Raw genomic sequence first — 25,460 nt, 5'->3', positions numbered from 1 at the left:
AACTGAAAAACAACAAGAATATGACTTTTACGTAGACGACAATTATTTCTTTTGTAATAACTTTGCTAAACGTTTGTGCTATTTGCTATTGTTGCATGGTCTATCTGTACTCTTCTCGTGAAAGGACGTTTTATGCGCTTATTTATTGGTATTTTTTTCTCGCTGATACTTGCCTTGCCGACAATGGCATCGGACGAAAAGTATTCAGAATCGGATCTGTTAGATAGACCATTAATGGAACGCTATATTTTAGATGAGCTAAAAGCACTGCGTCAGGACTATCAGAGCCTAGAAAAACGAATGATCACAGAGATCACCGACCGCGAGCTGACGGTTGCGGATAAATCGTTGAACTATGCCAACGTGACCGTAACCTACTTCTTCTACATCATCGCAGGTGTCGCATCGCTGATCGCCTTTGTAGGCTGGCAATCTCTGCGTGAGTTTAAACACAACACCAAAGAGATGGCGGATAAACGATTAGAAAAGATCGCCCAAGAATACGAGAAGAAATTTGTCGCCCTTGAGCGAGATTTAAAACGCAAAACTCGCATTATCAGTGAAAACAATAAAGAAATTGAGAAAATCAACGAGATCCATAACTTATGGTTGCGTGCGCAAAGCTCACAAACACCAGAGCAACGTATTGAAATCTATGATGAGATCTTGCTGATTCGCCCAGGTGATTTAGAAGCGTTGACTTACAAAGCAGACGCCGCGATGGAAATCAACGAATACCACTGGGCACTAAGCATCTGTAACCGCGTACTTGAAGTCGATTACACCAATGGTCCTGCACTGTATCAACGCGCTTGTGCATACTCTCGTCTTGGCATTGAAGAGCAAGCCATTGAAGACTTGGAACGCGCTATTGAATACAGCCCATCTATTCGTGACTTGCTTGCCGAAGAGCGAGACCTCGAATTGCTGCATGGTAACGAGCGCTTTGAAAAGCTCTTACACCTAGCAAACGAATAATGGAATGAGCAGCATGAGTAGTCACTTTAACTTAGAAGACGCCAGCCAAGTGTTGGTTGGCGCTTTTGCCCTCGCCGTACCCATCTCTTTTTCTGAAGAGGCGTGGCGACTAGGTGAAAGCTTGCCAATGGCAAACCTGCTCATGCTGTTAAGCCTTTCTGTCATTTTCCTCAGTTTTTTCGCCTATCAAAGCGTGTTCCAAAGCCACATCAAAAATCGCGTATCCATTTTTATTTTTCGTGTGGTTATCGCGTACCTCATTGCGGCCGTTGTGGTGGCGTTAGTTCTTTTCTGTCTTGATAAGCTGCCACTAATGAATGAGCCTTTGGTTGCGATAAAACGGGTCATCGTCATCACAATGCCGGCGTCAATGGGTGCGATTGTGGTGGACAGTTTCGACAAAGAATAGGAATAGCACCTACTCTTCTAACGTTAAATTAGAACCCGAGTGGTCTTTGCCTAACACATCTTCTGGGTTTCGCAGCGCGCAGGTTTCTAACGACAAACACCCGCAGCCAATGCATCCACCCAAATCGTTTTGCAGAGCTTTGAGCTTTTGAATTTTTTGCTCCAACTGTTCATGCCAATGACTCGCCATGACTTCCCATTGCTGTTTGTTTGGCGCTTGATGTTTCGGCAGCTCATCTAGCGCATGTTTGATTTCTTCTAACGACAACCCCACTTGCTGCGCCGCTTTAATCACCGCAACACGGCGCAACACACTGCGATGGTAGCGACGCTGATTGCCTTGATTTCTCCAGCTCGAAATCAGTCCTTTTTGTTCATAAAAATGCAGGGCAGAGACTTTCACTCCGGAACGTTTTGCCACTTCTCCTACGCTGATTTCCATCCTTGACTCCCTGTGTATCAATTTTGTTAAAAAATGCTTTACCTCAAGTTTACTTGAGGTTTTAAAGTTGCACCATCTTAATTAACGCTAAACCCAGATGGTCTCGAAATAATGCGTTCGGAATGAACAAGTTGGTTGACAAACACAGCACCGTTATAAGCCAACGTTTTGAAATCCATCGGGAGATTGAGGTAAACATAATGAAAAATAAAACTCAGCCGTACTTAGCTGGCCGCTTCTTTGACAGTATCTCATCTGGCTTGTTCATGATGGCACTGCCATGGGTCATGCTTTCCGAGCCCCAAATGGGCACATTCGTCGCTTTAGTTTCTCTGAGCTGCACCGCGATTTCTTTTCTGGCAACGCCTTTCTTTTCCACTTTAGTTGACCGACACTCACGCAAAGCACTCCTCGTGCTCAATCAATGGATTCAATCGGGCATGGCTTTGGTGGTGTTCATTGCTTATTGGTTGGGTTTTGAGTCCCACTGGCTGCTGGCTTTTGCGCAATTGGTGTATTGGGTTTCGAGTAATTTTGCATGGACGACCAACAACGCCTTCACCCAAGAAAATTATCAGCATCACGAATACGCAAAAATTTCGGGGCAGCAAGAAATCGTAATGCAATCCACGACCCTAGGAGCTGGTGCGTTGGGTATTGTTTTGCTTGAAATGTGGGGAATGAAAGAGTTTGCTTTGTTTGCAGCCAGCGCATCCGCTTTGGCGGCGATGTTTTATATTCTGACGCCGTATACCCAACAATTAAGGGCATCAAAATCTGTTGCTTTCATCGCACAACTCAAAGAGAGCAAACAAATATTCCGTCTCGAACCCCGCTTTTATGGCTTTATTCTGCTCTCTTGTCTCTCTTATCCTGCATTGACGTATTTGAGCAAATTGGTGCCGATTTGGTTTTCTGAACAAGGCATCTCTGGCGATTGGTTTGCAGGGTTCAACATCAGTTTTGGCCTCGGCTCGTTGCTAACCGGCTTTATTGTCACCAAAGTGCTAAGCCGAGCCTCCCATAGCCACATTATGTTTGCTTCGATGGTCATGGTATCTCTTGCGTTTATCGGGATGAGTTTTGCAATGAGTCCTCTCATAATCTTGTTGTTTACGGCTCTGTTTGGTGTGTTTAACGCGCTAAATCGCATTGCGAGAGTCAACTGGATGCATCACACCGTAGCGGTTCATCAACGTGGTCGTGTTGATGGCGGCATCAGCATGTTTTCCACCACCATTCAATCTCTCAGTTATGTATTAATCGCGATGTTGAGTCATTACGAACTAACACAATACGGTTTTGCAATCGCAGCTGTTGTCATGGTGTTAGCAGTGGTATTGATGGGATTACTCAGCCGAGACGTCGAGCCGTTTAACAACCAGCCCCTTCATGCAGCGGCAAAGTGAAGCATAGAAATTGAGAAGTTGAGAAATTGAAAAAGTGAGATAAGAAGATAACCAACATCGTCTTCCTAATTTTCTACACCAGTACTTTTTTCCTCTATCGCTCATCAGCAAGGTTGGGTATTCTGAGGCGACCAACATGAGCAGAAGGAATTCGCAGTGAACTTAAGACAATTGGAAGTCTTTTACGCCATTATGCAAGCAGGAACGGTGTCAGGCGCGGCTCGCTTACTGCACGTTTCCCAACCTAATGTCACTCGAGTTCTCGCCCATACAGAACAACAACTGAGCTTCGCTTTATTTGAGCGTGTAAAGGGGCGCCTCGTTCCCACTCAAGAAGCCAAAGCCTTATTGCCAGAGGCAGAAAAGGTCTATCAACAACTCGGACAATTTCGCTCTCTGACCAACAAAGTCAAACAGGGAACTCAACATTTGCGAGTCGGTGCTCCGCCTGTTTTGGCCGCGCACTTGTTAGCACCGACTGTCGCCTTGTTGTCGAAAGAGCACGGCATCTCCTTTGAGCTCTTAACGGCCAATCGCGATGAGCTGTGCTCCGGGTTGCTGAAACATGAATTGGATGTCGCCATCGCGTTCGGTGAAGAAACACCACCAGCGATCATGGGGCACGTGTTATTGAAAGAAAACTTAGCACTGATCGCTCCTAAAAGCGCAGCGATACCCGCAGAAAAAGTCGTTATTTTAGAAGAACTCATCAGTCACGATTTACCCATTATCGGTTTAGATAGCCGAGATCCTCTGGGCTTATTGCTGCATCAAACCTTATCGGCGCGTGACGAGCATTATCAACATGCCATTACCGTCCGCAGCTACTCCGCGGCGGCTGAACTGGTGAAAAACGAAGCAGGATTCGCCATTGTAGACCCTTGGACTGCAAAACAATATCGCCAAGATAATGCCGTTTCCGTTCATGCTTTGGAGCCAAATATGTCCTTCTCTGTCTCTATTTTATTCGCAGAGCACACGCCTCAATCCATTGCGACAAAGCAATTTATCACCGCCCTAAAAAAACAGATGGTTTAAAGGTATAACTTGAAGTTATACCTGCCTAACAAATAAGCATTCGGTTTCCTAAATCAGTCTGGCTACATTAATGGGCAATAACGATGACGAAGGGAACCATCATGCAAATTGCTCAACCTTACCTACTCTTTCTTGGCGATGTAACCGATCCACTCGCAGCAAAAACCGCGCGTGGTATATACCAATGGCGACCTGAGATTTGCCTTGGCCAAATCCGCCTGACGCCAGAAACCGTATCGCTTGGTTTAACCGACATGACACTACAACAAGCGCAGCAGCAAGGAGCAAAAACGCTGGTACTTGGCACAGCAAACCCGGGGGGAGTCATTCCCAAAGCTTGGCAAGCAACCTTACTTGAAGCGGCAGAAATGGGATTTGAAATTGCATCGGGCATGCACCAACATTTGGCGGAATTTGCTCCTCTTGCCGATCTAGAACAACGCGGATTAACCAAACTATATGATGTTCGCCATTATGATGCCCCGCTCAAGGTCGGCAATGGCAAAGCTCGCGCAGGCAAGCGAGTACTTACTGTAGGAACAGATTGCTCCGTTGGCAAAATGTACTCTGCCCTTGCCATTGAACACGCATTAAAGCGTAAAAACTGTCGCGCAGAGTTCAAAGCAACGGGTCAAACGGGAATTCTCATCGCAGGCAGTGGCATTTCAATTGATGCCGTAGTTGCCGATTTTATCTCCGGCGCAGTAGAAGCGATCAGCCCCGACTTCACCGACCACGATTGGGACATCATCGAAGGGCAAGGTTCGTTATTTAACCCTTCGTTTGCTGGCGTAAGTTTGGGCTTACTTCACGGCGCACAAGCGGACGCTCTGGTACTGTGCCATGAGATTGGTCGCCCGCACATCCGCAACTTACCACATGCGAGTTTGCCAACCATTGAACAAACGATAGAAGCGAATCTGGCCGCTGCTCGCCTCACAAACGCAAAAGCTCAATTAGTGGGTATTTGCTTAAACACTTCGGCGATCAGCGAAGAAGATGCAGCCCAGCTATGCCAGGATTGGATCGACAAATATCGGGTGCCCGTCACCGACCCTGTGCGTTTTGGCGTTGATGCGGTTGCAGATAAGATCCTTGCGATTTAGGAAACATTTACGGTTTAGAAAATAACTGCGGTTTAGGGAAAACTAGTGAGATGAAAATTCATGTAGAACCCGTCACGATTGCTATGGCGACACCATTTCGCATCTCTCGCGGCAGTCGGACAGAGTGCCACGTAGTCCGCGTGACAATTGAACACCGGGGCATGACCGCCCAAGGTGAATGCACGCCATACCCTCGTTATGGTGAATCGGTTGAATCGGTGATTAAGGCGATTTCTCACGCCGCGCATGAACTGCAAAGTTTGTATGCCAAAGGCGAAGCTGATGTCATGGTTCTCAAAAGCCAGCTTCAATCGTTATTGCCCGCAGGGGCGGCAAGAAATGCATTGGATTGCGCCCTTTGGCATCTTCACGCGCTTTTGAGCCACAAGCAACAGGTTCACGACCTCTTTACGTTACCCGAGGCGATTGTGACGGCGATGACGATTTCTATCGACACGCCGCAAGCGATGGCCAAACAGGCGCAAGCTTACGTTAGTCAAAGCGCAAAACTGCTAAAGGTAAAACTGGATGGTGAAAACGTGATTGAGCGCGTTGCAGCAGTACGCGATGCCGCGCCGCACGTACAAATTGTCTTAGATGCGAATGAAGCGTGGCAAAACCTCGACCTCGCGACGGTATTTGCTCAACTCGAACCGTTTAATATCACCATGATCGAGCAACCGTTGCCACAAGACTGCGACGACGTACTCGCCAGCATTTCTCACCCCATTCCACTTTGCGCCGATGAAAGTTGTCACACCAGAGAGCAATTGCATCAACTGCTTGGCAAATATGAAATGGTGAACATTAAGCTAGATAAAACGGGCGGGCTCAGTGAAGCATTATTGCTGGCCGACGATGCAAAAAAACTCGGTTTTAGCCTCATGTCCGGTTGTATGTTGGGGACGTCGCTGGCGATGCGTGCTGCGTTACCCATTGCTGCTCAGGCGAGCGTTGTCGATCTTGATGGCCCGGTGTTGCTCGGACAAGATGTAACGCCGAGCTTAGTTTATCGCGACGGCGAAATCGTTCTTTCCAAATAGCCTAAACAATCCAGAGGTTTTGATCGAAAAGTCAGAACCTCTGAGTTTATGATCTCGATTAAAAAACAATCAGCCCCATCATGAAATAAGTCACATAAATTATACGGTTATTACGGCATGCTAAGATTACAGTAGTCCAAGAAGGTGGTCTTATGCATCGAGTCATCCGGAAAATGACATGGAAGACGAATAGGCGGTAATCCCGCCCTACTCCAATGCAGTGCGTGGGTTTCTCTAACAACCCACTTCCTAGCAATTCGTAGGTTTTTCACGCCATCTTGCAAGGAGGCTCTATGCCTATAAACAAAATACGCAATATTGCTTTCGTCGGCCAAACCGGGACCGGTAAAACCACGCTGATAGAAAAACTGCTCTTCACCTGCGATGCCACTCACCATTTAGGCAGCGTAGAAAAAGGCGATACCGTTACCGACTTCGACCCTCAATCCATCCAATATCAACACAGCATTGAAGCAACGCCAGTCGCACTACGCTGGAATAAACATCGGCTCAATATCATCGACACTCCGGGACAAAACGAGTTACTTGGCCGTACGATCAGCGTCTTTCCTGCCGTTGAAACATCCGCCCTTGTCATCGACCCTCAAACCCCACTAAATCAAACTTCCGATCGCTTATTCACCTTTGCTAAAGAGCAGCAAAAATGTCAGATGATCATCATCAATAAGCTCGATAACCACGGTCATCAGTTAGAAAGATTGATGGAGAACATCGTTGAGCATTTTGGGGACCACTGCTTGCCGATCAACTTACCTTCGGTTGACGGGGAATCTGTAGTTGACTGCTATTTCGAACCAGAATTGGGACGAGAAACCTTACTTTCGACGGTAGATGAAGCTCATGAGACCTTGATTGACCAAGTTATCGAAGTCGATGAAGAACTGATGGAACTGTATCTGGAACAAGGTTCCGAACTCACCGCAGAGCAACTGCATGATCCGTTTGAAGAAGCACTGAGAACTGGACATGTGATTCCGGTCTGTTTTGTCTCAGCACAAACCGGCGCGGGCGTCGAGTTACTGCTGCGCACCTTGGCGGAGATCATGCCCATGCCAAACGAGGGTAACCCTCCTCTACTGGAAAAGAACGGCAAAAAAATCAAAGTAAATTGCGAAACCTTAGAGCACACCGTCGCACACGTGTACAAAGTCAGCGTCGACCCATATATGGGAAAACTTGCCTACTTACGTGTGTATCAGGGTGAAATCAATGCGGGCAGCCAGCTTTATATTGGCGAAAGCAACAAGGCATTTAAAGTTGGGCACTTATATCAACTGCAGGGCAAAGATAGAACCGAGATCCCTCGCGCGCTTGCAGGCGACTTCTGCGTTTTAGCCAAAGTGGATGATCTCGAATTCGATTCAATCGTTCATGACTCTCACGAAGAAGATGGTGTTCAACTCAAAACGTTGGACCTTCCTGACTCCATGTATTCTTTGTGCTTGAAGCCTCTTAAGCGTGGAGATGAGCAAAAATTAGGCGATGTGCTGAATAAAATCGCCAGTGAAGATCCTTCGCTGCGCATCGAACATCGTGCTCGCACCAACGAAACCATCATCAGCGGCCAAGGGGAGTTTCACCTCAAAGTCGCATTAGAAAAGATGGCGAACGTGTACAAACTGGACGTCGAAACCTGCCAACCAAGCGTCGAATACTTTGAAACCATTACCAAACCTGCCGAAGGGCATTATCGACACAAAAAACAAAGTGGCGGTGCAGGCCAGTTTGGTGAAGTGCAATTGAAGGTTCGTCCACTCGAACGTGGCGCTGGATTTAAGTTCATCAACAAAGTGGTGGGTGGCGCCATTCCAACCGCGCTTATTCCCGCGGTCGAAAAAGGTATTTTACAAGTACTCGAAGAAGGGGCGATTTCTGGCAACCCAATCAAGGATGTGGAAGTCACCGTTTATGACGGTAAATATCACTCCGTCGATTCAAAAGAAATTGCGTTTGTCATCGCAGGTAAGAAAGCCTTTTTAGATGCGATCAACAACGCTGATCCTATTGTGTTAGAGCCCATTGTCCAAATGGAGTTACACGTCCCAACCACAAACGTCGGTGACGTGTCTGGGGATTTGTCAGGTAATCGAGGATTAATAGAAGGCACCGAACCGATTGATAGCCAATTCACGTTGTTGAAAGCCAAATCGCCAGTAAACGAGTTGCAAGATTACGCTCGTCGATTGCGAGCTATCACGGGTGGTGAAGGCAGTTTTAGTATGACTTTAAGCCATTACGAGCCCGCGCCACCAGCAGTGCAAAAACAAGTCTGCCAAGGCAGTGCTCAACAAGGTTAATTCCCTACGATTAAAATCAATCATACAAATAAAAAAGCGCCCTCATTTTGAGGGCGCTTTTAGGTAAATTAAAATTTATTTATCGAGAGACAAACCGATCTGACTGATTTTATTTTCAAACTCTTCGATGCTGTTCGCTTTGTAAGTCGGAGCACCGTTAAAGTAGCGCGGTTTCTCTGGCAGCATCGCATTTTTCAGCTCTTGTTCTTGATCGACATTGTCATGATAAACCGTTACACGATTTGGAATATCCTGCTTTATTACAGCCATATTGGTTCTCCTTGTTTAAATCGAATATTAAGCGTAGAACGTGGTTAACGATGCGTAAAAGCCACTGTGCAAAATTTAGACACCAGCGACAATTTTATACTCAAACCATTGCATTATTTTGTTTCAATGTTCTCTTTAAGTATTCTTGGAGCACACACCTTTCGCGTTTAAGGTAAGTGAAGATTCCACCATCAAAAGACAGGATGCCTCATGTCAAAGCAAGAGCTTAACCAGATGGGCAGTGCCAAAGTTTATCTGGTAGAAAAACACGGCATTTCATTCATTGAAAAGCAGCAGGTAGAACAGGTTGAGGTCGCTTTTTATCAACACCAGGCTAAACCATTCAATGAACTTGGCATTCTTGTACCTGAGCTCATTGATTACGATCACCAACAAAATACGTTACGAATCGAGTATATCCCGCACTCTGTCAATCAAGAATTCCTGCTTGAAGAGCCCCGCGTGATAGAACAACTAGCTAAAATACATAGACTATCTCCGACATCAGATGGTGTTTATCATCCTCATCAGTGGACACAACCAGCCACTTCCCAAGCTTTAAGCACGCTCAAACTAGACGCAAAAACAGAGCGGTTCTTTTATCAGCTACAAGAGCAATCCGGCCCGCTTTTCAACACCAAAAATTTGATCTCAGGAGACACCAATGCCGGGAACTGGGGGCGACGAGATAATGGCGATTTGGTGCTATTCGACTGGGAACGTTTTTCGACAGGGCATATCGCGATAGATTTAGCGACACTAGTCAAAGGCATGGGCACATTCGAAGATTATCTTGGTGTGGCGCATACATATACCAAGACGGCAAAGCAAAGCGATGCGAGTAATTTAGCAAGAACGATTGCAATAGCTAAAACGTGGATGGTGGTAGAAGTGGTGAATATACTGGTCTCGAGACAGAACCCTCAGACCAGTAAATACATTGACTGGTTTAAACAAACCTTACCGAAATGGGCAAAAGATCTTAGCGCTCAGATGACGAATTAGGTTCGGATATTTGATACAAACGTCTTTCAGGCTCTGCACAAGAGGTTTCACAATTGCACACCTTATCAACACCGACATTATTCAATCCGCCACAACTCCCTTGAATACGCTTGTTGTGGAAAATGACGCCAAGCGACATCAACAAAATGATTGCGAGAAAACCAAGAAAGGTAAATAACCAAACCATATTAACCTGCCTTATTAGCCATCGTCTTTAGCCTAAGTATAGCAGGGCGAGATGTCACTTTAAGTAGCCCTGTTGGTGCTTTCGGTCTTGTCAGCAAGGAGGGTTTGGATTTTTTGCCACCACAACCACAGGAACCGCAACCGCCTTTTGGCTTGTGAGCACTTTTCTTATGATTGTTTGAGGGACGACCTTGAGACGGCTCAATGAGAGGCTCTCTTGGAACCGCAAGTACATCTTCCAATGAGCTACGGGTAGAAAGCCTGAATACTTGCGTGCCACTACGAAGTAATTTGGCTAGTGCGCGTTCACCGATATTTCGTACAAGTACAGCATCCACATTGTACTCTTGCAGAGACTGAATTAACTGAGACTTCGCATTGCAACCTGCTTGTGGCATCGAAGCAATGTTCGCTAAGTTTTTCAGCATACCGTCAGTATCAGAATAAATAGCAATATATGGTGCTTTAACAAAGTGGTTTGCCACCCGCTCACCATCATTAGGAATAGCATAAATCATAAGTTTGACTCCTCATCCGGAAAAACTAATGCATGACCTTCAACTAAACTTTTTGCGACTTTCAATCTTGCACTTTTTACTGTGTTACCAAAAGTTTGTCTAGAGACGCCCATCTGTTCAGCAGCTTGCTGCTGGCTAAGACCCTCTAAATCGGCCAAACGCAGTGCTTCTAGCTCTTCTGGTAATATGGCGACTTGCTCCAACTGATGAAATGGCACGCCATTGGGTTTGAAACAATGGTGTGCAGCACGTCCGCATATTCGTCTTTCTATCTTTGGTCTTGCCATCATTATCCCTCGAAAACACAGGGTCAAATTACGCCTTAAACTGGCATATGCCAATAACATTTTTAGCATATGCCAATAAACTAAGTTTGCAAAAATCGACACGATAAATACGTAAGACATCAGGATTAATTAGACATCTAAGAATTGACAAACTTTGGTGACAAACGAGCAAAAAGATCAATTCTAATTATCTAGATAATAAAAACGTTAGTTTGCGCAGACTTTTCATACAAATACGCGCTAATGTATTCATTTTATTGGAGAAGAAAAACTATAATCCGATCAAATCATTCGTTTGAACACTAATGATTATTTTATTAAAAGAGTGTCTCCCTAAGTAACTATAAAGTGCAGGTCGACTGCATTGAAATGAGCCTAAAGGGTAAAACAATAGATGGAGGACCTATCGAACCACCAATCATTACTTGGTCTACGATCCCAGCCATTCTTGCTGAATCACGTCTCTTGAGGGCACCTAGATATATCAGAAAAGGAAGTAAATATGTCTGACTCCAATTGGCTCAGCGAATTCCCAGAAATGGATCGCTCTGATCTTAGAGCGATTCGCAAAACACTCGATGGCGCCTACCGAGATTTCTCTCGTGAATATGGTGAACTTATCGAGTCTCTCTTTGATCCGCTCCTTTCATTTCTTGTCTGGTTTGAAAAACTGCTTATTTCAACACCTTGGGTCGTTGTTTTAGGCGTCTGCACCGCCCTCGTTTATGCCGCTAGTCGCTCTTGGAAACTGGCTATCGCATGTTTTGGCTCACTTATCCTGATTGGCTACTTCGGCATGTGGGAAGACACAATGCGCACGCTCAGTATTATCACGGTGTGTACCATGCTGGCAATCACACTCGGGATCCCTATCGGCATCGCCATGGCGCGCTCTAATCGTATTCAGTCTGTTGTGACGCCATTACTCGACGTCATGCAGACCATGCCGGCATTTGTGTACCTCATCCCAGTTGTTATGTTACTCGGGATCGGCAAAATTCCTGGCCTCATCGCAGTAGTAATCTACGCGATTCCACCTGTTATTCGTTTAACTAATTTGGGTATTCGTTTGGTGGATAAAGAAGTGTTGGAAGCCGCAACCGCATTTGGTGCCAGCAGTAAACAGCGGCTTTTTGGGGTCCAACTTCCGCTCGCAATGCCAACCATCATGGCGGGAATCAACCAAACGATAATGATGGCACTGTCGATGGTTGTCATCGCATCGATGATTGGGGTAAAAGGTTTGGGCCAGCCCGTTCTTAAGTCGATTACCAATCAATATTTCACTCTTGGTCTTTTAAATGGTCTAGCCATTGTCGCCCTAGCGATTCTTTTCGACCGCGCTTCACAAGCGTATGCGAAACGCACTCAAGCCCATCTAGGAGATTTAAAGCATGACTAGTCCACTTATCGAAATCAGCGGTCTGTATAAAATCTTCGGCCCCAAACCCAACAGCGTGATTGAGCGCGTCAAGTTGGGACATAGTAAAGAACACGTGTTGGCGGAAACGGGGCACACGGTCGGGCTAAAAGACATCAACCTCCAAATTAAAAAGGGCGAGATTTTCGTCATCATGGGTTTATCCGGTTCAGGTAAGTCCACCATGATTCGCCACTTCAATCGCCTAATCGATCCAACCATGGGACAGATTTTGGTGGAAGGGGTAGATGTCATGCAGCTTTCTAACAAGGAGTTAGAGCAGTTTCGTCGTCATAAGATGTCGATGGTGTTTCAACGTTTTGGCTTATTGCCTCATCGCACTGTTATCGACAACATCGCTTACGGTTTGGAAATTCAAGGAATAAGTAAAGAAGCGCGCTTATCAAAAGCAAACGAATGGTTGGATACCGTTGGATTAACGGGTTATGAGAACCAATATCCCGCTCAGCTATCAGGTGGTCAGCAGCAACGCGTAGGCCTCGCGCGAGCATTGGCAACCAACGCCGAAATACTGTTGATGGACGAGGCTTTCTCAGCATTGGACCCTCTGATTCGGAGCGAAATGCAGGATCAGTTAATAGAACTGCAACAGCAGTTACACAAAACGATTGTTTTTATTACTCACGACTTAGATGAAGCACTGCGCCTTGGCGATCGCATTGCGATCCTTAAAGACGGTGAGCTTGTCCAACAAGGTTCACCAGACGAAATATTGCTACATCCTGCCGATGAGTACGTTGAAGCCTTTGTAAAAGACGTCAACAGAGCGCGAGCATTGACGGTTGAGACTGTGATGCAGCCACCTTCATATTGCATTGCCGCTAAAACCATTGAAGAAGCGCTCAGTGAGATGAAACGTGTAAAACGTGATTATGCTTATCATGTGACCGATGCAGGCTATAAAGGCGTGATAACGCAACAAGGGTTACTAGACGCGACGAAGTTAGCTCAAACCCCAAGCTGGGATGATGATATCTATGAAGAAGTACCTATCATCTCTCCCCATTCAGCCATTGAGCAAATATTGACTGAAACCATGTCGTGCGAATACTCACTGCCCGTTGTCGATGAGCATGGCCATTTGAAAGGTGAATTAGAGCGTCGTACTGTTGCTGGTTTATTCGCTGATGAAGACAGCACAAAACGAAGCACCTCACGTTCAAACATCGATAAGGCCTCTTAACTGATTTAATAAAACAGCTCACAGCAATGTGGGCTGTTTTCACTATCTCTGCCCCCACCCCTCTAGATATTTATTTGTAGACTCAAGCTTGATATCCCAATCAACATTTACATTGTTCTGATTTTCCTGACAATTTCATACTCATATTCGGTTTTATTGACATAGATAGATCATTCTATTGCTTTTTGATGACGCAAATACCTGATAAATGTCTACTATTACTCTCATACAAAATCTTGATTTAAAGAGGGATAAAATGAAAAAAACAATGTTGGCACTAACAGGCGCGGTAATCATTCTTGCAGGCTGTCAAGATGAGAAACCTGCCGAAACAAGCGCAGTTGAAGTACCTCAAGCGACGGAAACTGAAGTCACCACTAGCGCAGAAGTTACTACAGAGACAATTGACACGCTGCCAGTAGCAGAAGAACAAGTCATCACTGAAGAAACATTTGTAGACTCTGAGCATAACGCACAAAATGCCCTGGACTGGAACGGCACATATAAAGGTACGCTTCCATGTGCGGATTGTTCAGGTATCGACATGACCATCACACTAAATCAAGATGGCACTTACGTACTTGAAGAAAGCTACCAAGACAAAGAAGACGGTCAGTCAAAGTCTGAAGGCCAATTCACTTGGGATGCAAACGGCAGCATCGTAACGTTGACAAACGAAGATGCACCAAACCAATACTTTGTTGGTGAAAATGTACTTATGAAGCTAGACATGAATGGCGAAAAAGTAACAGGTGACCTAGCACCGTTATACAACTTAACGAAACAACAATAAGTTCGTATCGATACCTGATAAATAATCTAAATCCGAGCTACCCCAGCTCGGATTTTTTCTTTCCATCGACGGCAGTTGTCTTTCTTATCTTCCTTCTCCGATCTTACATTCCGCTTCTTATCCTGATGGTTCATTACATTTCCATACGCTTTGCTGATAGAGGCTTACAACTTCATTTTGTACAGTGTTCAAAACAAATCAGAACAACTCGGAAAAATGATGAAAAAGACATTAATTGCACTACTAACTCTGACTGCTGCTGGTTCAGCGGTTGCTGGTGATACTTATATTCGTAACGGTAACATCTACAACAATGAAGGTGGCTGGAACGCGGAAGTCGGAGTGGCTCATGGCAGCGATCTTTTCAAAGATCAAAAATACAATACAGCTCCAATTCTAAATGGCGGTTACCATGGTGACGACTTTAACGCCGATCTAAGTGGCATTAACTACCGCTTCTTCGGTAACACCAATGAATTAATCAACATGAGTGCTTACCTTGTTGGCAGTGGTGTCATGCGTGACGGTGATATTGCAAAGAGCCTGAAAGGCACGGATAAACGTCGCTTTGCTGTCGATTTAGGTTTGAACACTGACTTTACGTTAGATCAACACAATGTGATTTCAACATACCTTCAACATGATATCAGTGGTGCTTACAAAGGTTACTTAGCGGGCGCGACTTACTTCCACATTATGAACTTCGGTAGTGTTGATTTTGTTCCTTTTGCTAACCTAACTTATCAAAGTGAAGACTACGTAGATTACTACTTTGGCGTAAAACAACGCGAAGCAAATGCAAACCGCAAAGCGTACAAAGGTGATTCAACAGTAAGCTATGGTTTAGGCTACAAGCTAGTCATGCCAATCAACGATAACTGGCAAGTGAGCCAAATGACACAATACACTCGCCTAGGCAGCGGTATCAGCGATTCCTCAATTGTTGATAGTGCAAACCAATGGGTTATTGGTGCGAGTGTGTCGTACAACTTCTAACTCTACATTCCACATAAAGCCATCATTACGATGGCTTTATGTATTCATACTCTGTGCTCACCGTGTCGAAATATGCTAGTTAGAGTGAGCGATCCAGAGACGATGCAAATCGCTATAACCCGTATTTTTCACTTGAACACCGCGCACTTGCTGTGTTTTTGTCACCTCTTCATAGCCAACAAATAAAGGCAAATAAAGATACTGCTCTCGTAACGCTTTTTCTACGCCTAAAAGAGATTGTAAAGATTGAGCATTTGTCATGGCTTCGCGAAGGTTTTCTCGATGGAGCAACATCTGGCTTTGATCAAAACTAAAACGCAAACCTGTTGCTATCGATAGCCATTCAAATACGCCATACTCAAACGGCGCTTCCATGACTTCTTCAATTAGGAGCAAGTCCGCTCGATGTGATACGACTTCAGGAAAACTAATGTCATCAATAATGACGATCTCTAGCTCTAATCCCGTCGCCCGAATCACTCGGTGCAACCACTCAGAGTGACGAATTAAACTTGGTATCGTCCAGATTGGCTCGGCTAGCGCTACTTTACCCTGTAGCTTAGGCGTCACAACAGCCTCTGCTATTAGTAAATCTTGCTCTTGAGTCGCTAACTGAATGCTGTCAACGGCACTTTGCGCCTCATAGATTCTCTTTTGCGCATTGATGTAATCGGCGAGTTGATGCCAATCTTCTTTTGCGAGATTAGAGTCCGCGCGCTCCCGATAGGTCAAATATGAAAATGCGCTGATTTTTTCCACTTCAACGTGATCAGAAGTTTGGTTAAAACTCAACATATTCAGAGTCTTAACATTACCATGAGACAGCGTAATTTGGTCTAATAATGCGCGCGCTGAAAAATATTCTTTGTGTGCTTGAAGAAGCATACTCTCTTGGTTCCAACCACTGATTTTAAATGGTCCGGTGCCTATGTGGTAAGAATAACCAGAACCGAAAGAAACAACATCTCGACAAAGAATAGAAGCGTGAGGAGTGGCTAGCATGTATGGAAAAAACATGTTCGGATGTTTCAATGTAATTTTTAAGCAGCTCGATGTTTCGGCAATCACACTGTCAATACACTGCCAGAGCTCGTGTACTGGTCCTTTTATTTCCTTAAGTCTTTCGATGCTCCAAACAACATCTTGTATGCTGAGAAGTTCGCCATCGTGACGATATATTCCAGGCCTCAACCATAACGTCATCACATTGCCTTCCATTTTCCACTCATGTGCTAGCGAAGGCTCAATGCCACCATTGGAATTTTGAGTCAGCAAAACATCATAAACACTTTTCGCCACATGCAGTTCAGTATGACGATAAGTGTTCGCAGGATCGACCTTAGACACCCAAGGATAAGAGGAGATCAAAATAGCGTTATTTGACTCATTCAACTGGTTCACTTTTTCAGAGGCAATCGTCAGCGCCCTGACAGCACTTTGGCCGAACCAATCGATAAGTTTTGTTATCGAGTTCATTCTTCCCCGACCAAGCTCCTCAACCAAAAATTCGGTCATCGCTTGTTGAAGGGAAATAGTAATATTCAGACGGCTGGCGTTACTTCTGCCAATTGCAGGTTTCCAATCTACCCAACCGTAAGAGGCAAGCTTTTTCATCACAATAGAAACATTGCGCCTTGACGTACAAATTACCACTTCAAGCTCCGACAGCGTAACGAAGTGATATTGATGAGGTTCAAAGTGCTTTAACAGTAGATCCAGATACCTAAGATTGACATCGTTCACAAAGATTCCTAAGAGTTATTCCAAAGCAAAAAATAGCACAGGACGCTTAGCAACTAAACTTCCTGTGCTATATCTAAACATATTCAAAGCTTGGACTCAGCTCGACCAACAGAAGTCAAAAACGTGTACTAAGCCAAGAGGTAACTTGAATAAGTATTCTTAGAAACGGTAGCTCATACCTACAGAGAACACGTTGATGTCAGCATCAACCGTTACTTTTTCATTACCAAATTTCGCAATGTCTAGCTCAGGCATCATGTATTCCCATTCAACTTGTAGAGCAAAGTTTTCTGTAATAGCGAACTCTGCGCCTAAACCGTACATGCCTGTCACAGTGCTGTCAGAAATGGTGGTATGGCCTGCGCTACCGTCAATCACAGAGTTGCTAATTTTGAATTCAGCATTGAAGTAAGAAAGACCAGCTTTAGCAAAAAGGTTGAAACGATCACCAATAGGTAGAGTCGCCTTTGGTTGAATCGATAAATACTTCATATCACCAACAGTAACAACTTTGCCGTCTAAAGCGTCGTAGCCACCAATGGCTGCTTCTAGAGAAATGTATTCGTTGAACTTGTAACCACCAAATACTTTACCTGAAAGGCTTGAGTCATCTTCAAGTTTAAGCTTAGTGCTAGCGTTGGTACCACCACCATTGATAGAGCCATTAACATCACCAAACGATGCTTGACCTACCGATGCACCAACGTAAGGAGCTGCGTTTGCAACAGAACATGTTGCTAGAAGGGCTGTCATTAGCCATGTTTTTTTAAACATTGTATTTCACTGCCTGTTAATTATTGAGGTTGTGTTTTGCCCATCCTTAAGCACGTCATGCTATCCATTTCACTCGGTTTCAAAACCAAGTTGATGTTAATGAATAAAAACTCAATAAAACATGAAATATTTAAACACAACTTTGCCACTTTATTTCTTAATTATGACAATTTAGTCATTTTACAAGCACTGTTGCTTCAACCAATTGGTGAGTTTGATGATTTCCGCCTGCTTGGCTCGGCTCTTTTTATGAATAAAATAAAAGCTGTCCCCCGTCTCTAATCCATGAGAAGGGATATACACCAAATCATGCGCTTTATCTCTTTCATTGAGCATAAAATCATTCGCAAATGCGATGCCTTGGTCATAACGTGCAGCCTCAATTGCCAACAACATATGACTAAAATGTTGAACATCGACATCTTTTGGCAAAGTGTAACCACCCGCTCTGCACCACTCTGCCCAGTCTTTTCCTCTCTCACGATAAATAGAGTCTGTCGACAAAATAGGATATCGCCAAAGCGCTTCTGGAATGGGTTGATCTTGTAACTCTTTCCAAATTTTATGGCTGCATACCGGATACAGCGTTTCCGCGTATAACTTCACCGACATATAGTTGCGCTTTGGCTTCTCTACCGTGATAAAGCAATCACCAACGCTATCTGTCTGCTCAGGATCACCAACAACCATATTGAGTGTCAGATCGATTTCCGGATGTAACCGCTTAAAATCAGACAAACGCGGAATAAGCCACTTTACGGCAAGCGAGCTATAAATCGCTAAACGTATGCTGCCTTTGTCCCCTTCTCTCACCTTTTGGCTGGCCATCGCAATAGAGCTAATTGCCGGGCTAATATCCTCTAAATAACGAGCACCAGTATCCGATAAAGAGAGCTTTCTTCCTTGACGAATAAATAATGACTCGCCCAAATAATCTTCCAATAATCGTATCTGATGACTAACGGCACTTTGCGTCACATTGAGCTCTTCAGCCGCAAGCGAAAAGCTAGAGTTTCGAGCGACAGATTCAAAACAGTGAACCGCTCTGAGTGGTGGCAATTTCATTATCTAAAAATCTCATACTTAAACTAATAAATATCACTTCACTTCATCCTATGACATCACCTACTCTTTGGCAAAGAAAGAGGAGAGGAAATAAGTGAAAGTTACATCGGTCGGCGCAGCTATGCTGCTATTAATTGTTGGGAATCTCATTGCAGTGCTTTCGGACTCTTTAATTAAAAGTGTCGGAAATGAAGTGCCTATTTTTCAGTTTGTCTTTTTCCGACAAATTTCCGCAGTGCTTTTCCTACTGCCTGTCTGCTTGCTGACAAAAAAGACTCATTTTCTTGAAGGATTTAAATGGCATGCTGTCCGCGCTCACGTGTGGTTGCTTGGTGCTATATTTATGGTTTTGGCGATTTCATCTTTACCGCTCGCAACTGCGAACGCAATCTTCTACGCCGCGCCATTGATCATGTTGCCGCTTGCAGCAATCTTTTTTGGAGAACAGTTATCTAAGCAATCGGTCGCCGCTGCGATAATGGGCTTTGCCGGTGTATTGGTCATCATTCGTCCAGACCAAATCGATTGGGCAGCGATTTCAGCTTTAGTTGTTGCAATTACTTTAGCAATCAATAACTTGCTCATTCGAAAACTGCCAAAAAATCAGTCTGTGATGCAAACGTTATTGATGACAAACTTGGCAGGTATTCCAGTAGCCTTCTTGCTTGTTCTGATCGAAGCAGAACCTTGGGACTGGAGTGCTTTCCCTGTTGCTGCTGGCTCAAGTTTGTTCATCATGATTTATGCGGCAACATGTGTGATCGCTTACCGCTCGATTGATAGCAACAAAATTGCCAGCGCTGAATACAGTGGTTTAATTGGTGCCGTGTTTGTGGGATTAATCTGGTTTGGAGAAGTGCCAGACATATTCATGGCGATAGGAACAATAATGATTGTTGTACCGCTGGTTTGGCTTTCTAAACGAGAACGTCGCAAGAAAAAGCTGCAAGCTCAACAAGAGCGAGAGCAACAAGAGGCGCACGTTACTTAAAATCGCGCTCTACCTCAAAGACTAAAAAAACCGAGTCGTAAGTGCTCGGTTTTTTATGTAGCTCTAATCCATTCTGATGTAAGCGACCACATGAGATAAAAACTGCCTTGCAAAACGATCATTAAACCGGATGCGATATTCATGATCGGCTTCCGATACTAAACGCCAACCTTCAGCAAAGTACTCTTTGATATCATCGACCGCTTCGTCTTCATTTTTGATGTGTTTCGCGTTCCACTGATAAGTGCAAGAGACAACCATCAGCCCGCCAACCTTGGTGGCTTCTTTTTGAGCATTGATCACGCTAAGTGGCGACTCACATTGATCAATCACATTTAAACATACGACTAAATCAAAGCGAGATTGGAGAGTATCGATCTCAAAAGGCTGGTTAATTAGCGTCAAATCAACATGAGCACATTTCTGTACGATATCTCTATTCTCTACCTCTAAAGCGTTTAAGGTGTTCACATCGTGAAGATAAGTTAGCTCGACTCGTTGTTCTTCTATTAATAGTTGCTTCAAGCCATCCATCAACCTATTTGAAGGCTCCACAAGCGTCGCTTCTTTAAGGTTAGGTAAGCGTTGCACTAACTCATAATAGTTTCTTCCCAGCGCCGCGCCAACCTCAAGTAGGGAATACGGCTGAACGCCGCTCTCAAGTGCCGTCTGCGCAATAAAATCAGCAACTTGGTAGCAGTGAGGTGATGACAAAAAAGAGAGTGGGACTTGTTTTGAGCGACTGGTTATCGTCTCAATCTGCTTATCTTCGATGAACTTGTCGAACCATTGCGCTTCGAAATAACCAGCTAAACCGCGATCGGTCAGGTAAAAATCTTCCATGTTTTTTCCGTTCGTACTTTTCGAAAAGTGATTGTATCGAACGCTGAAATTAGCTGGTAATTCTGGCTGCACATTCCCGTGGGAAAATAGATGAAAACACCGCTTATGTGAAAAAGCCCTTTCGTCTCAAAGATAAAAGGGCTTGTTAATTACTTCGGTTGAGGAGCTAGTTATTGCGGAAGAACAACTTTGCCATCTTGAATTGGGAACGTTTTTGTCGCTGGCTTGCTCGCTAAGCGAACGGTCGTTGGCGCACCTGAAACTTCATAAGTGACATCGTAACCCACTACTTTTTCAGATGTTGTGTATTCTGTGTGGCACTGCTTTTTCGTCGTTGTCACTACATCGCCTTGTTGCACGTTCTCCTGAATCTTACGACCCGTTAATGCACCAGCAATCGTACCAGCTGCAGTTGCAATCACTTTACCTGAGCCGCCACCGATTTGGTTACCCAATGCCGCGCCAGCTGCTGCGCCGCCGACCGTACCAATTATTTTATTATCATCCGTAGGAGCAACTTGCTCCGTTACTACCACGTCTTTACATACTTGGTGTGGATTTTTCACACTTTCAGTCACCGCTTCAACCAAAGTAATGTTTGCTTGGGTTGGAGCTGGTGGCGTTTTGTCTTTACAGCCTGCTAATACAGCAACAACTGCCGTTGCAATTGCGATAGATTTCATATTCATGATTTACATCCCAGTATGGTTTGCTTTGATGAGCGGTATAGTAAATCGCAATTAGGAAATCACATCAGGCGAAAACAAACCCTCTGTCATTAACGAGTAAAGAAACACTGTTTTATAAAAGGTACGTCAAGAAACACTCAACAGAATGTCAACTGAGCTAAAACCGTATCATTACTGATTATGGTTAGGCTTGATTAACCTATGAGGCTTATTTTTAAGCCAAGCTTAAAAACAGTTCGTCATCCGTTAAATACTTATGACGGTGGCTTAGATTACGCACGTGCATAAACATAAAATCAGGGAAACCAGGCGCTATAATGTTATTTGGTTCCCAGCATACACCGCCAACAAACACATATCTCCCCTGCTTGTCATCTTCGTGAAGGGGGTTATTAAGAGGAGAAGAAAACTCTGCGCGGCAACCTTCAACCACACAAACAATTTGTCCTTTAAAAAGGCCGATCACGCGCTTAACAAGATTTGCCTTGATGCCACATTTCCATGCTTGACGAGTGGCCATCTCATAGCCATATTTTCGGATCGCTTTCTTTTGCAAATGTACTACTAGGTTCATTTTGACTCCTGATTCAAGCAATTACGCGAAGCCCAAAGTCATAAAAGCAGGTAGACGTCTATACCCGAGTGACCTCATGGTACATGGGAATGAACTACGTGATTAGACTGAGTTTAGTGTCTGATGAAAATACACCTTCCACGATGCTGTAACGTATCGATTTACACCAATCATAGGCACATAGCACAACAAAAAAACAACCTTATTTTCGAGTGCTTTCCTACGCTGTATCTGGTTACTTCTGCGTATTACTATAACGAAATCACCCTCTACGTTTGTCTATATAAATTTGTCGTAACGATAGAGGGTGCTTATCAAGGATGGGAGGATAACGCCTACGCGTCGATGAGATAGTTTTGACCTTCAGTTTCTAGACGATCAATCAGTTTACGACACTCATTTAAATCAAGAGGTTGCTCGAAGCGGCGCTTGAGGTTCATCAAAAAGAAGATATCTTCACACATGGCTTTCTCAGGTTCGTCACTGATTTTTGCGACTGGTGAACCATTGCACGTGACCATTTTGATCACGATAGAAAGTGGCTGGTAGGCTTCACCCTCTTTATTAACATAATCACCCATATCGTTCGCAAGAAAAGTACCGATACCAAAACTCACCTGAATACGTCCTTGGAAATACTCGCAAATATCTAACGCTTGTTCGAAGTTAAGTCCGTCGGTAAACACCAGTGTTTTTGTTAACGGGTCTATATTAAGCGACTGATAGTGTGCAATCATTTTTTCACCCCAGCTATAAGGGCAACCACTATCGTGACGTACACCGAAATACGCGTTACTTAGCTCTTCATCAAAGTCTTTAAGGAAGGCATCAATACCAATCGTGTCGGTCAGTGCAATACCTAGTGCACCGTTAAACATTTTTTGCCAACGTTGCAAAGCCACTTTTTGCGAATCTCGCACATTCACCAGAGCTTGATGGCCCATAAACCATTCATGAGCAACGGTACCGATAGGCGTCAAATTCAGTTCTTTTGCTAAGTGGTAGTTGCTTGTTCCTGTCAAACATTCCGGCACTTCCTGGCACAAGAACTCCAGCATGGTGCGCTGAGCTTGAAAGGAAAAACGTCGACGCGTCGACATATCAGAAAACTTAAAGTTAGTGATGTTACGACGCTTTAGTTCGGATTTTAGGTACCGAACTTTCTCTTCTAAAACGGTGGTAAATTGCGCTACAGGGATATCAGACCAACGCTGACGGCTACGAACTTCAGACACGATACTCATGATGATCGTTTCGTACAAAATAGTATCTCGCCACAAACCATTGATAGTAATGCGTAACTGGCTTGAGCCATCAGCCATGGCTTTATTATGGAAAGAGACATCACTTTGCGGGTTAAACCGGAAATGGCGCAATGCATCAACAAAATCAGGATTCAGGTAAGGCGCGACACGCTTAATATATTCGATTTCTTCTTGCGTAAATTGAATGTCTTGCAGTTTAAGAACTTCTGCTTTTACCTCTGGTAGCAGTTCAGAGAGATCTTCCTCGCTACGCACAATAAACTTGTATGACACCATCGCATCAGGGTAAAGCGCTGTTACTGCGCTCATCATATTGACTTTGTAAACATCAAAATCCAAAGCGCTTTGAATGATGCGGGAAGAAAATAGTTTGGTGGTCATTAGGTGCCCTTCTACACGCCCTTCCTGGGTATATAACTTTTTGTTACTAACTAATTTGCGTAAACAATAAACACCCATCTATAGTTTGTCAACTTTTGTTACTAACCACTCATTTTTATAAGGTTTTTCTGTCTAGAATTCGCACACAGATTGTGAATAAGTCAGATTCATTCGTAGATTTATACTCAAGGCGTACTATGAAGCACTACCAAAAACGTTTCGCACAACTCGTTACTTACCCATTGATTGACCACTTGTTATGCGCTAGATTACTTACAAATCAATATTAGGACCCAACCATGATCGTATCTGTCGACATTATTCCATTCAGGCTATCTGGCTGTGCCGATAAGGGATTGGAAGTGTTGTTGATTAAACGTTCAAATCCAAATCGGCCATACCATGGAGTCTGGGCACTACCGGGCGGATTTGTCTTTGATAAAGACTTAACCAGTGAAGGAGGACGCCCGGCCGATGAAAACTTTGAGGCGGCGCGTCGCCGAATTTGCCGCGAGAAAATCCATACCTACCCTCGTCACTTTAGTGAAGCTTTTATCGACGGCGATCCCAAACGTGATCCAGAAGACTGGAGCTTAAACATTACGCACTACGCCTTAGTCGATCGTAACAATGTAGAGCAAATCAACAATGCAGGTGTACCAGAGTGCCAACTTAAATGGTTTTCGCTACAAGCTATACTCAATGGAGAAGAGACTCTCGCGTTTGACCATCAAAAAACCATTGAAAAAGCGTGGCAGAAGCTTCGTGCATCCATTGAATACACATCGGTTCTTTTGTTTGCATTAGACAAAGAGTTTTTGGTTGCCGACATCATTTCTGCTTATCAAGAGTTTGGTATTGATATTAGCCGAATGACGATTAAGCGCCGCTTGATAGATTCAGGCGTACTAAAGCCCACCAATAAAGTCGCTTCTACCAACAAAGGCAAAGGTGGAAAACCCGCAATGGTATATACGCTGACCAGCGACGAAGTAACCTTTTTTCAAAACTGTTTGCGTGGATAAACGCAGGCAATCAGACAGACAAGGAGTCTGCCATGACTGTTCGAGTAAACTATCAAACTACAGCAGTGATCGACGTTGATCCAGAGAAAGGCTTTAGCGAGTTATGTCCAAATGAACTGCCCGTTGCAGGTGCGTTGGAAATCGTACCGGAGCTTCTGAGTAATCATGCCAAAGGCCGATTAAAACTGGTCAGTCGTGACTTACACCCACCAAAAGCAAAATGGGATGCCGAAACACCAGCCAACATGCTTGAACCCGTCGGTCTACCCAATGTGGATATAAAATGGAACCGCCATTGTGTGCTTGGCACAACAGGTTCTGAACTTTTAGACGGTTTACCACCTGTTTTGGACTATGATTTTCAAGTTAATAAAGGCATGGATCCTGATGCGCATCCTTACGGTATTTTCTTCCATGATATTGCCGATACTAAAACGACAGGTGCACATGAATTTCTAAAGTTCAACGGGATTGATACCCTAGTGATCGGTGGTCTCGCGCTAGATTTTTGTGTGAAGAAATCCGTCATGCAAGCACTGAATCTTGGCTACAATGTGGTGGTCAACCTTGCTTCAACTCGCGCTGTACTGCCTGATAATGTTGAAAATGTGCTTACAGAGCTCAAGGATCAAGGCGCATTATTTGTCGAAAAAGCGGATGACATCATCGTAGAAAAATTCGCCTAGAGA

The 25,460-nt window shown here is 44.3% G+C and carries 27 protein-coding genes; 15 read left to right on the top strand and 12 right to left on the bottom strand.

The window, feature by feature from the left end; all coding sequences use genetic code 11:
• Positions 1-132: 132 nt before the first annotated feature.
• Entirely contained in the window at positions 133-978 is an 846-nt protein-coding gene (locus FR741_RS16980; RefSeq protein ID WP_005392681.1) for a tetratricopeptide repeat protein, read from the top strand.
• Positions 979-991: 13 nt separating this feature from the next.
• Positions 992-1,387: a DUF2391 family protein gene (locus tag FR741_RS16975; RefSeq protein ID WP_005373896.1), complete on the top strand. Its 396-nt coding sequence runs from the start codon at positions 992-994 to the stop codon at positions 1,385-1,387.
• A 9-nt stretch (positions 1,388-1,396) separates the two neighbouring features.
• Here FR741_RS16975 and soxR read toward each other — a convergent pair whose 3' ends face one another.
• Positions 1,397-1,828: a redox-sensitive transcriptional activator SoxR gene (gene soxR / locus FR741_RS16970; RefSeq protein ID WP_005392679.1), complete on the bottom strand. Its 432-nt coding sequence runs from the start codon at positions 1,826-1,828 to the stop codon at positions 1,397-1,399.
• A gap of 200 nt (positions 1,829-2,028) precedes the next feature.
• Here soxR and FR741_RS16965 point away from each other — a divergent pair, with 200 nt between their 5' ends.
• The 5 genes from FR741_RS16965 to fusA all read left to right on the top strand — a co-directional run bounded on the left by FR741_RS16965 (position 2,029) and on the right by fusA (position 8,742).
• A complete protein-coding gene (locus FR741_RS16965; protein WP_167427270.1) occupies positions 2,029-3,237 on the top strand; it encodes an MFS transporter in 1,209 nt (402 codons plus the stop codon).
• A gap of 156 nt (positions 3,238-3,393) precedes the next feature.
• Complete coding sequence (locus FR741_RS16960) at positions 3,394-4,275, top strand: LysR family transcriptional regulator (RefSeq protein ID WP_167427269.1); 882 nt, start codon at positions 3,394-3,396, stop codon at positions 4,273-4,275.
• 101 nt (positions 4,276-4,376) lie between these two features.
• Complete coding sequence (gene dgcN, locus FR741_RS16955; protein ID WP_167427268.1) at positions 4,377-5,381, top strand: N-acetyltransferase DgcN; 1,005 nt, start codon at positions 4,377-4,379, stop codon at positions 5,379-5,381.
• Between the two features lie 50 nt (positions 5,382-5,431).
• Positions 5,432-6,424 carry an N-acetyl-D-Glu racemase DgcA gene (gene dgcA / locus FR741_RS16950; protein WP_167427267.1) on the top strand — a complete coding sequence of 331 codons (993 nt, stop codon included), beginning with the start codon at positions 5,432-5,434 and terminating at the stop codon, positions 6,422-6,424.
• Between the two features lie 293 nt (positions 6,425-6,717).
• Positions 6,718-8,742, top strand: coding sequence for an elongation factor G (fusA, locus tag FR741_RS16945; protein WP_167427266.1), 2,025 nt, complete (start codon positions 6,718-6,720; stop codon positions 8,740-8,742).
• Between the two features lie 75 nt (positions 8,743-8,817).
• Here the strand turns inward: fusA and FR741_RS16940 are convergent, their stop codons facing one another.
• Positions 8,818-9,012: a hypothetical protein gene (locus FR741_RS16940; RefSeq protein ID WP_005392673.1), complete on the bottom strand. Its 195-nt coding sequence runs from the start codon at positions 9,010-9,012 to the stop codon at positions 8,818-8,820.
• A gap of 210 nt (positions 9,013-9,222) precedes the next feature.
• Between FR741_RS16940 and FR741_RS16935 the strand changes: the two genes are divergently transcribed.
• Positions 9,223-10,017: an aminoglycoside phosphotransferase family protein gene (locus tag FR741_RS16935; RefSeq protein WP_167427265.1), complete on the top strand. Its 795-nt coding sequence runs from the start codon at positions 9,223-9,225 to the stop codon at positions 10,015-10,017.
• Here FR741_RS16935 and nqrM read toward each other — a convergent pair.
• Genes nqrM through FR741_RS16920 form a run of 3 tightly spaced genes read right to left on the bottom strand, consistent with a single transcriptional unit; the run spans position 9,995 to position 11,008 of the window.
• The gene (nqrM, locus tag FR741_RS16930) at positions 9,995-10,204 is read right to left on the bottom strand and encodes a (Na+)-NQR maturation NqrM (protein WP_005392671.1); all 210 of its coding nucleotides are present in this window, start codon (positions 10,202-10,204) and stop codon (positions 9,995-9,997) included. The two genes, FR741_RS16935 and nqrM, sit on opposite strands and share 23 nt — an antisense overlap.
• 1 nt (position 10,205) lies before the next feature.
• Positions 10,206-10,721, bottom strand: a complete 516-nt coding sequence (locus FR741_RS16925) for a NifB/NifX family molybdenum-iron cluster-binding protein (RefSeq protein ID WP_167427264.1) — start codon at positions 10,719-10,721, stop codon at positions 10,206-10,208.
• Positions 10,718-11,008, bottom strand: coding sequence for a DUF134 domain-containing protein (locus FR741_RS16920; RefSeq protein WP_005392669.1), 291 nt, complete (start codon positions 11,006-11,008; stop codon positions 10,718-10,720). Before FR741_RS16920 ends, FR741_RS16925 begins: the two co-directional genes overlap by 4 nt.
• 502 nt (positions 11,009-11,510) lie before the next feature.
• Here FR741_RS16920 and FR741_RS16915 point away from each other — a divergent pair.
• The 4 genes from FR741_RS16915 to ompV all read left to right on the top strand — a co-directional run bounded on the left by FR741_RS16915 (position 11,511) and on the right by ompV (position 15,421).
• Entirely contained in the window at positions 11,511-12,410 is a 900-nt protein-coding gene (locus FR741_RS16915; protein WP_046873819.1) for an ABC transporter permease, read from the top strand.
• Positions 12,403-13,632, top strand: coding sequence for a quaternary amine ABC transporter ATP-binding protein (locus FR741_RS16910; RefSeq protein WP_167427263.1), 1,230 nt, complete (start codon positions 12,403-12,405; stop codon positions 13,630-13,632). Before FR741_RS16915 ends, FR741_RS16910 begins: the two co-directional genes overlap by 8 nt.
• 256 nt (positions 13,633-13,888) lie before the next feature.
• Positions 13,889-14,425 carry a copper resistance protein NlpE gene (locus FR741_RS16905; protein WP_046873821.1) on the top strand — a complete coding sequence of 179 codons (537 nt, stop codon included), beginning with the start codon at positions 13,889-13,891 and terminating at the stop codon, positions 14,423-14,425.
• 219 nt (positions 14,426-14,644) lie between these two features.
• On the top strand, positions 14,645-15,421 hold the full coding sequence (gene ompV / locus FR741_RS16900) for an outer membrane protein OmpV (RefSeq protein ID WP_167427858.1): 777 nt from the start codon (positions 14,645-14,647) through the stop codon (positions 15,419-15,421).
• 75 nt (positions 15,422-15,496) lie between these two features.
• On the opposite strand, the gene FR741_RS16895 is transcribed toward ompV, so the two are convergent.
• The 3 genes from FR741_RS16895 to FR741_RS16885 form a co-directional block, all read right to left on the bottom strand.
• Positions 15,497-17,164, bottom strand: a complete 1,668-nt coding sequence (locus FR741_RS16895) for an ABC transporter substrate-binding protein (protein WP_167427262.1) — start codon at positions 17,162-17,164, stop codon at positions 15,497-15,499.
• A 159-nt stretch (positions 17,165-17,323) separates the two neighbouring features.
• A complete protein-coding gene (locus FR741_RS16890) occupies positions 17,324-17,938 on the bottom strand; it encodes an outer membrane beta-barrel protein (protein ID WP_005373936.1) in 615 nt (204 codons plus the stop codon).
• A 180-nt stretch (positions 17,939-18,118) separates the two neighbouring features.
• Positions 18,119-19,003 (bottom strand): LysR family transcriptional regulator, encoded by an 885-nt coding sequence (locus FR741_RS16885; protein ID WP_005392662.1) that lies wholly within the window; start codon positions 19,001-19,003, stop codon positions 18,119-18,121.
• A 94-nt stretch (positions 19,004-19,097) separates the two neighbouring features.
• Here FR741_RS16885 and FR741_RS16880 point away from each other — a divergent pair, with 94 nt between their 5' ends.
• Entirely contained in the window at positions 19,098-19,994 is an 897-nt protein-coding gene (locus FR741_RS16880; protein WP_005392661.1) for a DMT family transporter, read from the top strand.
• Between the two features lie 63 nt (positions 19,995-20,057).
• Here FR741_RS16880 and FR741_RS16875 read toward each other — a convergent pair whose 3' ends face one another.
• The 4 genes from FR741_RS16875 to pncB all read right to left on the bottom strand — a co-directional run bounded on the left by FR741_RS16875 (position 20,058) and on the right by pncB (position 23,746).
• Positions 20,058-20,837, bottom strand: coding sequence for a methyltransferase domain-containing protein (locus FR741_RS16875; protein WP_167427261.1), 780 nt, complete (start codon positions 20,835-20,837; stop codon positions 20,058-20,060).
• Between the two features lie 170 nt (positions 20,838-21,007).
• Positions 21,008-21,526: a glycine zipper 2TM domain-containing protein gene (locus tag FR741_RS16870; protein WP_167427260.1), complete on the bottom strand. Its 519-nt coding sequence runs from the start codon at positions 21,524-21,526 to the stop codon at positions 21,008-21,010.
• Between the two features lie 214 nt (positions 21,527-21,740).
• Positions 21,741-22,100, bottom strand: coding sequence for a hypothetical protein (locus tag FR741_RS16865; protein WP_005373947.1), 360 nt, complete (start codon positions 22,098-22,100; stop codon positions 21,741-21,743).
• Between the two features lie 335 nt (positions 22,101-22,435).
• On the bottom strand, positions 22,436-23,746 hold the full coding sequence (gene pncB / locus FR741_RS16860) for a nicotinate phosphoribosyltransferase (protein ID WP_074190011.1): 1,311 nt from the start codon (positions 23,744-23,746) through the stop codon (positions 22,436-22,438).
• Positions 23,747-24,045: 299 nt separating this feature from the next.
• On the opposite strand from pncB, the gene FR741_RS16855 reads away from it, so the two are divergent.
• Both FR741_RS16855 and FR741_RS16850 read left to right on the top strand, forming a co-directional pair.
• A complete protein-coding gene (locus FR741_RS16855) occupies positions 24,046-24,771 on the top strand; it encodes an NUDIX domain-containing protein (RefSeq protein ID WP_005373953.1) in 726 nt (241 codons plus the stop codon).
• A gap of 32 nt (positions 24,772-24,803) precedes the next feature.
• On the top strand, positions 24,804-25,457 hold the full coding sequence (locus FR741_RS16850) for an isochorismatase family protein (protein ID WP_167427259.1): 654 nt from the start codon (positions 24,804-24,806) through the stop codon (positions 25,455-25,457).
• Positions 25,458-25,460: the final 3 nt, after the last annotated feature.

Source organism: Vibrio diabolicus (assembly GCF_011801455.1).
Classification (GTDB): Bacteria; Pseudomonadota; Gammaproteobacteria; order Enterobacterales; family Vibrionaceae; genus Vibrio; species Vibrio diabolicus.
The sequence above is the reverse complement of the archived record's forward strand: the minus strand, read 5'-3'. Positions and strand labels throughout refer to the sequence as shown.

What these genes read in the sequence shown, in the direction of transcription:
- soxR (WP_005392679.1), bottom strand. Translation starts at nt 1,828, where the DNA reads ATGGAAATCAGCGTAGGAGAAGTGGCAAAACGTTCCGGAGTGAAAGTC.
- FR741_RS16865 (WP_005373947.1), bottom strand. Translation starts at nt 22,100, where the DNA reads ATGAACCTAGTAGTACATTTGCAAAAGAAAGCGATCCGAAAATATGGC.
- pncB (WP_074190011.1), bottom strand. Translation starts at nt 23,746, where the DNA reads ATGACCACCAAACTATTTTCTTCCCGCATCATTCAAAGCGCTTTGGAT.
- FR741_RS16850 (WP_167427259.1), top strand. Translation starts at nt 24,804, where the DNA reads ATGACTGTTCGAGTAAACTATCAAACTACAGCAGTGATCGACGTTGAT.
- FR741_RS16980 (WP_005392681.1), top strand. Translation starts at nt 133, where the DNA reads ATGCGCTTATTTATTGGTATTTTTTTCTCGCTGATACTTGCCTTGCCG.
- FR741_RS16885 (WP_005392662.1), bottom strand. Translation starts at nt 19,003, where the DNA reads ATGAAATTGCCACCACTCAGAGCGGTTCACTGTTTTGAATCTGTCGCT.
- FR741_RS16935 (WP_167427265.1), top strand. Translation starts at nt 9,223, where the DNA reads ATGTCAAAGCAAGAGCTTAACCAGATGGGCAGTGCCAAAGTTTATCTG.
- dgcN (WP_167427268.1), top strand. Translation starts at nt 4,377, where the DNA reads ATGCAAATTGCTCAACCTTACCTACTCTTTCTTGGCGATGTAACCGAT.
- FR741_RS16975 (WP_005373896.1), top strand. Translation starts at nt 992, where the DNA reads ATGAGTAGTCACTTTAACTTAGAAGACGCCAGCCAAGTGTTGGTTGGC.
- FR741_RS16875 (WP_167427261.1), bottom strand. Translation starts at nt 20,837, where the DNA reads ATGGAAGATTTTTACCTGACCGATCGCGGTTTAGCTGGTTATTTCGAA.
- FR741_RS16920 (WP_005392669.1), bottom strand. Translation starts at nt 11,008, where the DNA reads ATGGCAAGACCAAAGATAGAAAGACGAATATGCGGACGTGCTGCACAC.
- FR741_RS16965 (WP_167427270.1), top strand. Translation starts at nt 2,029, where the DNA reads ATGAAAAATAAAACTCAGCCGTACTTAGCTGGCCGCTTCTTTGACAGT.
- FR741_RS16890 (WP_005373936.1), bottom strand. Translation starts at nt 17,938, where the DNA reads ATGTTTAAAAAAACATGGCTAATGACAGCCCTTCTAGCAACATGTTCT.
- FR741_RS16905 (WP_046873821.1), top strand. Translation starts at nt 13,889, where the DNA reads ATGAAAAAAACAATGTTGGCACTAACAGGCGCGGTAATCATTCTTGCA.
- nqrM (WP_005392671.1), bottom strand. Translation starts at nt 10,204, where the DNA reads ATGGTTTGGTTATTTACCTTTCTTGGTTTTCTCGCAATCATTTTGTTG.
- FR741_RS16915 (WP_046873819.1), top strand. Translation starts at nt 11,511, where the DNA reads ATGTCTGACTCCAATTGGCTCAGCGAATTCCCAGAAATGGATCGCTCT.
- ompV (WP_167427858.1), top strand. Translation starts at nt 14,645, where the DNA reads ATGAAAAAGACATTAATTGCACTACTAACTCTGACTGCTGCTGGTTCA.
- fusA (WP_167427266.1), top strand. Translation starts at nt 6,718, where the DNA reads ATGCCTATAAACAAAATACGCAATATTGCTTTCGTCGGCCAAACCGGG.
- FR741_RS16855 (WP_005373953.1), top strand. Translation starts at nt 24,046, where the DNA reads ATGATCGTATCTGTCGACATTATTCCATTCAGGCTATCTGGCTGTGCC.
- FR741_RS16870 (WP_167427260.1), bottom strand. Translation starts at nt 21,526, where the DNA reads ATGAATATGAAATCTATCGCAATTGCAACGGCAGTTGTTGCTGTATTA.
- FR741_RS16940 (WP_005392673.1), bottom strand. Translation starts at nt 9,012, where the DNA reads ATGGCTGTAATAAAGCAGGATATTCCAAATCGTGTAACGGTTTATCAT.
- FR741_RS16925 (WP_167427264.1), bottom strand. Translation starts at nt 10,721, where the DNA reads ATGATTTATGCTATTCCTAATGATGGTGAGCGGGTGGCAAACCACTTT.
- FR741_RS16910 (WP_167427263.1), top strand. Translation starts at nt 12,403, where the DNA reads ATGACTAGTCCACTTATCGAAATCAGCGGTCTGTATAAAATCTTCGGC.
- dgcA (WP_167427267.1), top strand. Translation starts at nt 5,432, where the DNA reads ATGAAAATTCATGTAGAACCCGTCACGATTGCTATGGCGACACCATTT.